9 protein-coding genes and 1 pseudogene are annotated in these 9,395 nt (G+C 45.9%); 1 reads left to right on the top strand and 9 read right to left on the bottom strand.

Annotated features, from left to right (window positions below; genetic code table 11):
• The first annotated feature begins 1,027 nt into the window (after nt 1–1,027).
• Entirely contained in the window at nt 1,028–1,651 is a 624-nt protein-coding gene (locus tag FDX01_RS07735) for a hypothetical protein (protein WP_064362493.1), read from the top strand.
• 154 nt (nt 1,652–1,805) lie between these two features.
• Here the strand turns inward: FDX01_RS07735 and FDX01_RS07740 are convergent, their stop codons facing one another.
• The 9 genes and pseudogenes from FDX01_RS07740 to FDX01_RS07780 form a co-directional block, all read right to left on the bottom strand.
• Entirely contained in the window at nt 1,806–4,466 is a 2,661-nt protein-coding gene (locus FDX01_RS07740) for a toprim domain-containing protein (RefSeq protein ID WP_137399564.1), read from the bottom strand.
• Nucleotides 4,467–4,506: 40 nt separating this feature from the next.
• The gene (locus FDX01_RS07745) at nt 4,507–4,878 is read right to left on the bottom strand and encodes a hypothetical protein (protein WP_137399565.1); all 372 of its coding nucleotides are present in this window, start codon (nt 4,876–4,878) and stop codon (nt 4,507–4,509) included.
• Between the two features lie 55 nt (nt 4,879–4,933).
• A complete protein-coding gene (locus FDX01_RS07750) occupies nt 4,934–5,164 on the bottom strand; it encodes a hypothetical protein (RefSeq protein WP_064362487.1) in 231 nt (76 codons plus the stop codon).
• A 179-nt stretch (nt 5,165–5,343) separates the two neighbouring features.
• Nucleotides 5,344–5,535 carry a hypothetical protein gene (locus FDX01_RS07755; RefSeq protein WP_137399566.1) on the bottom strand — a complete coding sequence of 64 codons (192 nt, stop codon included), beginning with the start codon at nt 5,533–5,535 and terminating at the stop codon, nt 5,344–5,346.
• On the bottom strand, nt 5,528–5,908 hold the full coding sequence (locus FDX01_RS07760) for a host cell division inhibitor Icd-like protein (RefSeq protein ID WP_249360902.1): 381 nt from the start codon (nt 5,906–5,908) through the stop codon (nt 5,528–5,530). The genes FDX01_RS07755 and FDX01_RS07760 overlap by 8 nt, the downstream gene beginning before the upstream one ends.
• A gap of 24 nt (nt 5,909–5,932) precedes the next feature.
• Nucleotides 5,933–6,301: pseudogene (locus FDX01_RS23625) on the bottom strand (ash family protein); the annotation flags it as partial.
• Nucleotides 6,302–6,455: 154 nt separating this feature from the next.
• Nucleotides 6,456–6,647, bottom strand: a complete 192-nt coding sequence (locus tag FDX01_RS07770) for a helix-turn-helix domain-containing protein (RefSeq protein WP_137399567.1) — start codon at nt 6,645–6,647, stop codon at nt 6,456–6,458.
• A gap of 161 nt (nt 6,648–6,808) precedes the next feature.
• Nucleotides 6,809–7,750 (bottom strand): hypothetical protein, encoded by a 942-nt coding sequence (locus FDX01_RS07775; RefSeq protein ID WP_137399568.1) that lies wholly within the window; start codon nt 7,748–7,750, stop codon nt 6,809–6,811.
• Complete coding sequence (locus FDX01_RS07780) at nt 7,747–9,168, bottom strand: integrase family protein (RefSeq protein ID WP_137399569.1); 1,422 nt, start codon at nt 9,166–9,168, stop codon at nt 7,747–7,749. The genes FDX01_RS07775 and FDX01_RS07780 overlap by 4 nt, the downstream gene beginning before the upstream one ends.
• Nucleotides 9,169–9,395: the final 227 nt, after the last annotated feature.

Genomic DNA, 9,395 nt, shown 5'->3' on the forward strand with positions numbered 1-9,395 from the left:
TTTTTGTGCATTTTTGAAAACTGGCTCAGGCCGCGCCAGAACTGGCGCCGGAGGGCGTTTTTAGCATCAAAAAAATTGTGCAAAATTGTGCAGCTTTGTGCGTTTGAATTCCTGCTCAGGAAGGGAAAGGGCGGTCTGCATTTTTGCCACTGTATAACAGTGAAAATAATCGTGAGTCATCGGTGAGCCGGGCAAAGATTGATTAACAGAAAGAGGTGTCTATTGCGGATGGATCTTTGCTGACGAATGTTAACTGATGGTTAACTCCATTCGGGCTTTGCCAGGTAAAAAACCAAGGGGGTCTCGGAAACTCATTACATTATTACAAGCGTCTAAAATCGTCATCAATGCAATGATTTTAAAAGATAAATTTTGTAATCCTTTTATCATTACATGGCATTACATAAAAATTACATCCTTTAAAAACAACAGATTAACTATTCATCTTGTAATGAATCTACCTTATTACATGTAATGGATTGTAATGGTAATCTCATTACAAAAATTTATCATATATATCATTATGTTATGCCATACTTTTTAGCCTTGTAATAATGTAATGAGTTTCCGATACCCCCCCTAAAATTTTGAAAGCATTTAAGAATGGATGATTTATGAACACATTTGGCATAAAAACATCTCTTTCTTGTTAACAATTTGTGTTTGCGTTTCCACTGGCCTTGCCCGCCGGTGATGCGATGGCGTTGCCGGCGGTGCTTACTGTCCGATATCGAGCACCGCCGAATGTGACCATGCTGCAGCTCAGTCATTCCTGTCCGTGCCGGCCGGTTTGTCATGTGGTGGCGAGTAAGTGCATCTGAGTTGATACTCCTTTCATACGTCATGCGCCCAGCGCCCTCACATTTTCTGCCCACCTTGAGCAGGTGAACGAGCTCACCGCAAGGAATCAGAACGTTTGAACGTGGCGGCCTGGCTGGCTAGTTAGCCCCTCTGAGGAAAGTATTGCAAAAAATAAAGATGCACTAAATAATCGGGAATAGGTGCCATTAGAAAAGAGGTTTCACTTATGACAAATAAATATTTGGAATGGGGTAAGGAAATTGCTCAAACAGGAAGTGAAGTTTCTGACCTAGCGAGCGATATTGGTGTCCCGGGAATTGGACTGATCGCTAAATTTGCTGAACACTTTTATAACAAGCAGCTACAAAAGCGTTTCGTTACATTTATATCGAATGCGGAAGTCGACGAGGATTTACTTACCAAGATATCAAGTGACGAGACATATTCAAATTGCTTTTACGCTATCTTGGAAACCGTCCGCCAAACCCATTCAAAAATTGGGCTTGTAGCCTTGGCTCTCATCTATAAGGATCATTGGGACGACGAGCAGTATCTAATCGCCGCCATGCGCGCTTTTTCACAAGTTAGTGACGCAACCATAAATGCTTTCATCTGCTTATACGAGGAGATGCCGGAAGATAAAAATTACTTGATCCTAAAAGTGCAAAAAGATAATGAGGGTAAATTCCACGAGTTTTATAACGAAGCAGTGGAATTGATTCAGCGAAACTTTTTTGTGTTGAGTACCGGAACTGGAATGCTCGCTAATGGGCCAATACAGGGCATGAAGTGGTTTCATACTGAGTCGTATTACAAGTACTGCAAGTCAGCAAAAGCTCATATTGGGTGATTAATTTACCTTTGGGCCAGCTAAATGCCGGCCCTCAAGCTCAGCCATTGACCGCCAGCGAATAAAATACAACTCATCACCGACCAGATGGCCAGCATGATGATAAATGACAGTGCACAAATAACTGACCGGCCACAAATCAGGCCGGTTTGTTTTAATGCTGTGCCTTGAATACCCAGCAATGCTGCACTTCATTGCGTTTCGCCGGGCTGTCTGCCGGCAGCTTACGGTTGTAGTTCTCATAGATGTGACTTCTTACCGCGCCCTTGCGGATGATATGCCTGCTCTTGGCTCCCTCCAGGAGCTTTTTAAGCTCTTTAATGTCAGCGTGCGATTGCCGGTGCTGGCTCGCCTCTTCCTGAAAATGACTGAACTGAACGGCGATTTCTCCTGGTTCCCGCGAATGATTCATCCCTCCCGGCACCGTCGAATCCAGATAATCAAAGACCTCCCAGAACTCCTGTACGAGCGGATGCTCGGCCTGTACCGCCTTGAGGCGCTCCGGTGCCATCCGGAGGAGCATATCCTTCGTTTTCTCGGTACATCCGCTATCCAGAGGGATCACCATCTCCAGCGCTTCCAGCAGGGCGATGAGCTGGGCGTGATTTTTGATAATGCGGATATGCTGAGAGGGCATAACGGCCAGCACCTCCCCTTCGGCGGACTCAAAACGGGTAAAGAAACGTTCCATAATTTCCCGTTCCTTGAGGATAGCCATCAGGACAAAGCCGGAAATGGACTCTATCGGGTAGCGCTCCAGCGCTTCCGCTGCGGCTTTTGTTTGTGGAGTCTGGTCGCGCCGGTCAGTATGCAGGTGAATAATACGTTCCAGAAATGCCGGGGAACCGTCTGTATTGGCGTTCTGAGCAATGATAATCGCTCCCTTGAAGGGCGGCTCATAGGTTTCATTGTTATTCGTTTTGATACCCACAGCCCGCGGAGATCGTCCGTTGTACAGAGACTTCAGCTCATCCCAGTCAAAAGCCCTCTGCTTCGCATTGTCCAGCGTCCGATCGCCTTCAATCAGGCATACCGGCAGGTTCCCCACCTGAGCAAAGTTACGCGCCCGCGCCACTGGGGTGGATTTAGACGGATCAAACCCTTCGTAATCCGGCCGGCCGCTCAGCCGCCACAAAAACTCCAGCAGGGTACTCTTGCCGGAGCCCGGCTCTCCGACAACCTCCAGAAACGGATAACTTTTTTGTACAGCGCGGATTTGCTCAGCAAACAGCGCTCCCAGCCAGAAGGCCAGCGCAATATAACCTTTGGCGCCAAATGCCTGCCACAGGTCGGCCCCCCATGCGGGGTTAAAGTCACCCAGCTCAGGATTTAGCGCCAGGTGTGGCGATGCACTGAGGCTTTTCAGGCTCAGATCCCGCATTTCAAAATAATCCTCATCATTGAGCGGATAGAGCGTGCCGTTATGTACAGCAACGTCATTGAATACATAAGCCCCGAACTCTTTGTTGTACCCGATGAAGTTTTGCGTATTGACCTCTTTAATCCCGGGTAAATCCTGCTTTGCCAGCTTATCGAGCTGATTGGTGTTGCCGGTATACACTGCGCCCTTAGCCACATGCAAAAGCCGCTTTTTGAACTCAGAGGCGCTGGAGAGCTGCGCGGCAGTAAACGTAGCCTTAACGGGTGGGGAGCCATTTGGAAAATCCACACGCATGTAATACCAGGCCTCGTCCGTTGCTTCCGACTTCTGGAAATACAGTGGCGTCGGGTAGCAATTGGCAATCTCGGCCACGGCGCCCGACTCCTTCAGAGCTTTGGCCTTCGCGTCCCGTTCATCTAAATCCGGCTCGGCCATCTGGATGCGCTCGACCGCCTTCATGTGCCGATCCACATCAAGCTTGAACCAGCACAGGCGGGAATCGTATTCAAAATGAAACTCGTGTCTCTCGGTTCGGTTGAACATCAGCAACGCCTTATCGCTGGCGCTCCGGGCAATAAGCAACGCGCCATAGTAGCGGTAAGCATCCAGATCTCTGACTGTCAGCTTGCCTCTGATATGCAGGTCGTTCCAGTCAGCCTTTTTTTTACCTTCCGGGGGAAGAGCTGCGTTAGCGGTCCATCCTTCAACGCGGCTGCGCTCAACATGCTTACGTATGGCGCGCTCCCCGGCCTGCCCCCTGTCCAGCGCCCACACCAGAACCGGACGCGGACTTTTAGCGTACAGCGCCGCCAGTTCCTGTAAGGCTTTATCCGGGTAGTTATTGCAGGTCATGAGCGACACAGCCGCTATGCCGTTCTGGTTCAGGCTCATGGCGTCGAAAATCCCTTCGACCAGCCAGATCTCCTTTTGCCCGGCAAGATTTTGAGCAGGGGCGGCCCACCACTGGCCGGCATAGCGACCACCAAAATTGGCCTTACGGTCAAACCGCTCTGGCCGGTCAATGATCCGTTCCCAGTAAGCGCCGTTCGGCAACGCAAAGCGAACCGTCGCGCTGCCTATACTCCTCTGGTGATAGCTTTCCTGGCTGTAACATCCGGCAATCAATGCCGTATCGAGGCCGCGCCCTTCACGCAAATAGGCTTCTGCTGCTGCATGGGGATTGGCTTCCGAGCGCTGATAGCGCTCCGACCAGTTATTAAATAAATCAGCATAGTGCTCTTTTACAATTACCTCACCGCCGCATTTATTTTCCCGTCCACAGCGCAATACATAGGGTTTATCCAGACTGGTGAATAATTCCTTTTTCTTACAGTGAGGGCAAACGCCTTGCCGCAAATAACCGCTTTGCTCTTTAAACTGGAAATCAGCAATAAGACGCTTTATAATATCTGTGCGTAAATCTTCTCTGTACATATAAAATCCTTAAGCGCCGCTTACCACGGCGCTTTTGTATTTAATGGTCGCCTTGTGTAGCTTCATTAATCATTTCTGTAACCCGATGTACACCGAATAACCTGACAGCACTTAAACCCAGATCAACCTCACCTTGTGAAAATATCCTGTCTTTCCTGGGAAGCTCTGACTTTATTGCATTCAGTTCTTTAAGCATCACCCTGAAAAGACTGCTCATCTGACCGGCCGATACGCTTGTTTCACACTTCATTTCAGCTTTAGAATCAAGTAAGTCTTCGAGCAATCTTGAAATGTTAATAATGTCATCCAGCCGCCAATAGTTTTCTTCAGAAAACAGCCACGAATAATCTCTGTTCCACAAGTTCGCATCCTGAGAGATGATTTCTTTTTCATCGATTTGATTCTGAGACATAAAGACCCCCTGACCGATAACGGTCATATAAAACATAATTTTGTTTAACGGATTATCAGTGCAGTTTGCTGATTAATGGTGATGTTATTTCCAGCACTCTGAGAGCCTTAAAGTACTTTAACCCCTCCCAGCGCAACTGAGCTGTTGCCAGAATTATCGCCTCATCACGATTAAGCGCCTCTACGGTTGCCTCTGCACTGCGGGTATGGCCTTTTGGCGTTACCGCATAACCGGAAACCAGATATGTTTTATTACGTGTCACTTTGCCGCGAAAAATGTCAGCCATGTTTCACCTTCCCAACCGTCACCGTATATTCGTTATCGTCTAAATGACGCCCATTAAAGGTAATGTCATCAACGAGCCTTCTGGCTGTTTTGAACGCTTTACCCGGCGAATTATACTTTTTTGAATGACGGTAAAAATTGATTTCTCCGGTGATTACATTCCTGGCTTTTACATGAATCTCATACATGACTCACCCCCACAACTTTAACCCTGCATTCGTGCGTGGTCTTGCCGTCATCGCCTTTACGAACATAGGCCATTTTATTTGCATCAATCCAGGCTTCATCGCTGGTTTTATAGCGCCAGTTATGTACCAGCTCCCGCTGATCACCATTTTGATAATTGATGAGTGTGATGAGGATTTTATACATGAGACACCTCACGAACCGGCAGACGGCCGGCGAAAGAGGCGACAAAATCACGCGCTATAACGCGGCGTGCGCTTGTGAGATCAGGGGCAGTGACTTCCTTACGCTGCGGCTTCGCCAGCGCGTCAGAACGGCGGACAGCAAGAAAGATCCATGTGAAGAGTGAATGCGATGAACTGGCCGAGCTGAGGGGGTTATTCGGTTTACGATCACGGTAAAACACCGCGACATAATCCCGTTTGATTTTCTGGCGAGCTTCAACCAGCGTATCAGCCTCAACGGATACACGAACAGAACCAGCGGCCATATCATTACGGCGCAGGGCGTCAAAGATGTAGATAAATTGAGGGTGTAAAGAGATAGGGGTAGTAGCCATAAGGCAACCTCCGATAACAACGCTAAGTACGCTATCGCCGAAGCTGCAAATCTTCATTATGGCGATAGCCCAGACAGGGTTTGCAGTACCGGCGTTATCGGAAACCGGCCAGCTCGAAGGCTGCCCCGCCTGGGCTACCATTGACATGGCGGAGTGGTGCGCTACCTGTTCATGCCCGGCAATTGAATGACCGGAGTGAACGCACCACGCCATAATATGGCGCTCTGTGGCGTTGATTGCGACGTAAAAAAAGACGCATGGCGCGTCTGTCGTCGCCGATAACATGCACGGGCTGCAAATCCCGGTTGCCGATTTTGCGGCAACGTCTGGATTCTGCGATCCATTGAGCGCGGTTGTCAAACAGTATTTTGAATTTATTTTGTCATGTGGCATGATGATTACCTCCGGTGCGGCCTTGTTTGCTCTTCGTTCATATGCCTGTCAGCCTGCCGGTAATTTGAGTTCACAGTAGTGCTGAAATGCATTATCCCGAAGCCCGCTCTCTCCAGCGGGCTTTTACTTTTCTCGCTTACGGTGATGTGGCATATCACGCCTGCAATCGACGGGTTGACTCTAAGTAGTCATCAAGGTCGCTTTTGAGATAGATAACCTTTTTGAGGCCAGCCTTGTAATAAGGCAGTTTGACTTTCCCTGTACAAGCCCAGTTAGCCATTGTGGCGGTTGAAACACCGATATAGCTCGCAGCTTCTTTGCGGGTCATGCGGTCTTGAATTTCCATAGTGATTACCTTTTATTGATTTGAATCGACGTAAAACAGAATAAACCGATACAAAACAAAAAAATAAGATCACATGAGAAAATGATATTATCATTAACCAAAATGATTCTACTCATTTAGAAAATGGAACTATGACCATTAACCAAATGAGCATTTTAAAATCAATAAGTTATACCTTCAAGCTTCAAGTTGCCATCATGCTTTCCTTGCGAGTCCTGACCCGTTAACTCCCGATGTTCTTTGATCCATCTCCTTAACTGGTTTTCTGATATCCGCCAATTTTTCCTTTCGGGATGGTTATGGCGATATTCCTCTAAATGCCCTCCGAGTTTCTCAGTCAATGCATAAGTCGTTGCATTTGGATTTTTAAGCAACGTTGCGTCAACAATCTTAATAATATATGAATACAACTCGGGGTTTCTTGGGCCTTTTTTGGACGATGGCCTTACTTTACTTTCTCCTTGCTCATTTTTATGTCGAATATCACTATTGTCGCGAAAAAACTCGATCAGAATATTTGTGTATGGTGACACTATAACTCTACCAACAACATAATCCGAGATCAGAGAAAAAACCTCTGTTTCATAAGAAAAATAATCATCCTTCAGACAAACACCACCAGAAAGAATCTTTATCTCTCTCTCTTCAATAAAAACTAAACCGTTATCATTTAAAAAATCGTGAATAGATGAAATCACAACGTCCGGTGCAATTAAACGCTCACCATTGAACTTTAATTTAAGGTGCGCACTCATTTCATTAAATTTAATGTTTATTTTTTTATCTAGCTCATCTTTGGCAATGCGGACAATAAATTCAAAAAAAGAAATTATATCCTTACCATCAACATAATATTTCTCTAATAAATCTCTAACGGTGTCTAATGTTCCAATACCATTAAATCCATATTTATGTATAGAAAATAAAAATTGCGTGGCAATAGAATCAAGTTCATCTACCGACATCAATGCCCCTTCAATTAAATTATTCTTTCTGAATGAGATCCAACTGTCCACAGCAAGGCTCTGTATATCAAAAAATTCAGCAGGCACCCTGACATTGGTCACTTGAGGCTCATTCTGATTGATAGTTTTTCTTTTCATTTTCCACCTCTTTTCATATCATCAATGAATCTTAAAACTAACTCAGTTTCCTCCGGACTAAGACTATCGAGAAATCCCGCTCTAGAATCCTCATGTATTTTTATAAGTCCAGCCTCTTTTAATATTTTTGTTTCAATAATTTTTGCTGGTTCGAGAAGTTCCTCAACAGGAAAGATAAGATAGCCTTGTGTTTGATCTGAACTTTTATAGTTACGTGCTGACTTGTGATTCATTAACCGCTTGAGTATATAGGTTCCGACCCCGCTTAATTCGGCTAAGGTTGCAAAAGTGCGTCTTGCATCATGGCATGTAAATTCTATGGGGTTCTCATTTATATTATCCCCGCTATTTGTTTTTTCAACAATCTTATCAATTGCTCTGCGAGGGTCAGTTACCCTACCCCCTTTCGCCGCAGGAAAAACATAGTTATTATTATCAACTCTGCATTTTCTTCTTCTGGTAAGAATAGTTAACAGAGTATTAGTTAGGGGAAGTTCAAGCGGTTCGCCGTTCTTTGTTTTGTCTATCCAAAAATATCCTCCATCAATATTTACCCTATCCCATTCCAAGCCAAACACCTCACCACGCCGTAGACCTGTAAATAACGCCATATCAAGAGCATCGCAAATTGCAGCGATATGATCATCCCGGTTAAGTTCAGCTTCCTCTCTGACGTCCTTAACAGCTCTCAGCCATCGGCCTAATTCATGATTGCGTATGCGTGTATTCTTTCTGGTTAAGCCGTGCCATTGCCGCTTTGTGCTTAATGCAATGGTAGGGGGATCAGGTAATAATTTAATACCCTCATTATCACGATAATTATCGTAGGAAAAATTATATACAGCCCTCAGCGACCGGCCCCACAAATCAGCCTGAGCTTTACTCCCAGATCCGACGCCTTTGCGTAGCTTAGATAATTCAGCTCCGAACCAAACCATACCTTCCGTAATAGCTTTATGCCGGCTCTGAGTATCATCTCTTGAGATTTTGGCAATTGGTCTATCTAACCAGTCACCTGAAAAATTGGTGAGCAAACGCCGGTACTGATTGGCCGTTGTTTCTTTTAGTCTATCTCCACGGGTTTCAATATATAACTCCATTGCTTCGCGAAGAGTAACACTGGCCCTCTCAGCTTCCCGCTTTGTTTCGTTCGGGTTCTTTCCTGTCGTCCCAATACCTCCGAGCGTTTCAAGAGCCATCGTCCGGGCTTGCTCAACAGATATCTCCGGGAACCGGCCCAACGCAGTTCTGATGAACTTCCCTTTAAGTTTTCTGACGGCATAAAACGTCTTCAAGCCAGTAGCCCCGACCCTTAGGCGCAACCCTCTAACGTGACTATCGTAATATTCGTCCTGCTTGCCTTTTGGTGCGGGTGGCAACTCGTTTATCTTGGATTTTGTGAACTTGAAGGACTCCATTATCTGCCCCTGTAAAAATCGCGCCGAAATCGCTTGGTGCATGACCCAAAAAGCCAGGCTCCCTATAGGCTACCTCAGAACGTTAATAAAAGGGAATAAACGGGATTTTACGTTAGTAATCACAAACCGTTAATTCATTGAATTAAAACAAAATATACATAATGAGAACAAACAAAAATATATCAGGCTTTTTCTCATAATCGCTTGGTCGCTGGTTCAAGTCCAGC

Source organism: Citrobacter sp. wls613, assembly GCF_005281195.1.
GTDB lineage: Bacteria > Pseudomonadota > Gammaproteobacteria > Enterobacterales > Enterobacteriaceae > Citrobacter > Citrobacter gillenii.

Bases quoted from the DNA above. Each gene is read 5' to 3' on its own strand.
- FDX01_RS07770 (WP_137399567.1), bottom strand. From the start codon at position 6,647: ATGGAAATTCAAGACCGCATGACCCGCAAAGAAGCTGCGAGCTATATC.
- FDX01_RS07750 (WP_064362487.1), bottom strand. From the start codon at position 5,164: ATGGCTGACATTTTTCGCGGCAAAGTGACACGTAATAAAACATATCTG.
- FDX01_RS07760 (WP_249360902.1), bottom strand. From the start codon at position 5,908: ATGGCTACTACCCCTATCTCTTTACACCCTCAATTTATCTACATCTTT.
- FDX01_RS07745 (WP_137399565.1), bottom strand. From the start codon at position 4,878: ATGTCTCAGAATCAAATCGATGAAAAAGAAATCATCTCTCAGGATGCG.
- FDX01_RS07740 (WP_137399564.1), bottom strand. From the start codon at position 4,466: ATGTACAGAGAAGATTTACGCACAGATATTATAAAGCGTCTTATTGCT.
- FDX01_RS07755 (WP_137399566.1), bottom strand. From the start codon at position 5,535: ATGTATAAAATCCTCATCACACTCATCAATTATCAAAATGGTGATCAG.
- FDX01_RS07775 (WP_137399568.1), bottom strand. From the start codon at position 7,750: ATGAAAAGAAAAACTATCAATCAGAATGAGCCTCAAGTGACCAATGTC.
- FDX01_RS07735 (WP_064362493.1), top strand. From the start codon at position 1,028: ATGACAAATAAATATTTGGAATGGGGTAAGGAAATTGCTCAAACAGGA.
- FDX01_RS07780 (WP_137399569.1), bottom strand. From the start codon at position 9,168: ATGGAGTCCTTCAAGTTCACAAAATCCAAGATAAACGAGTTGCCACCC.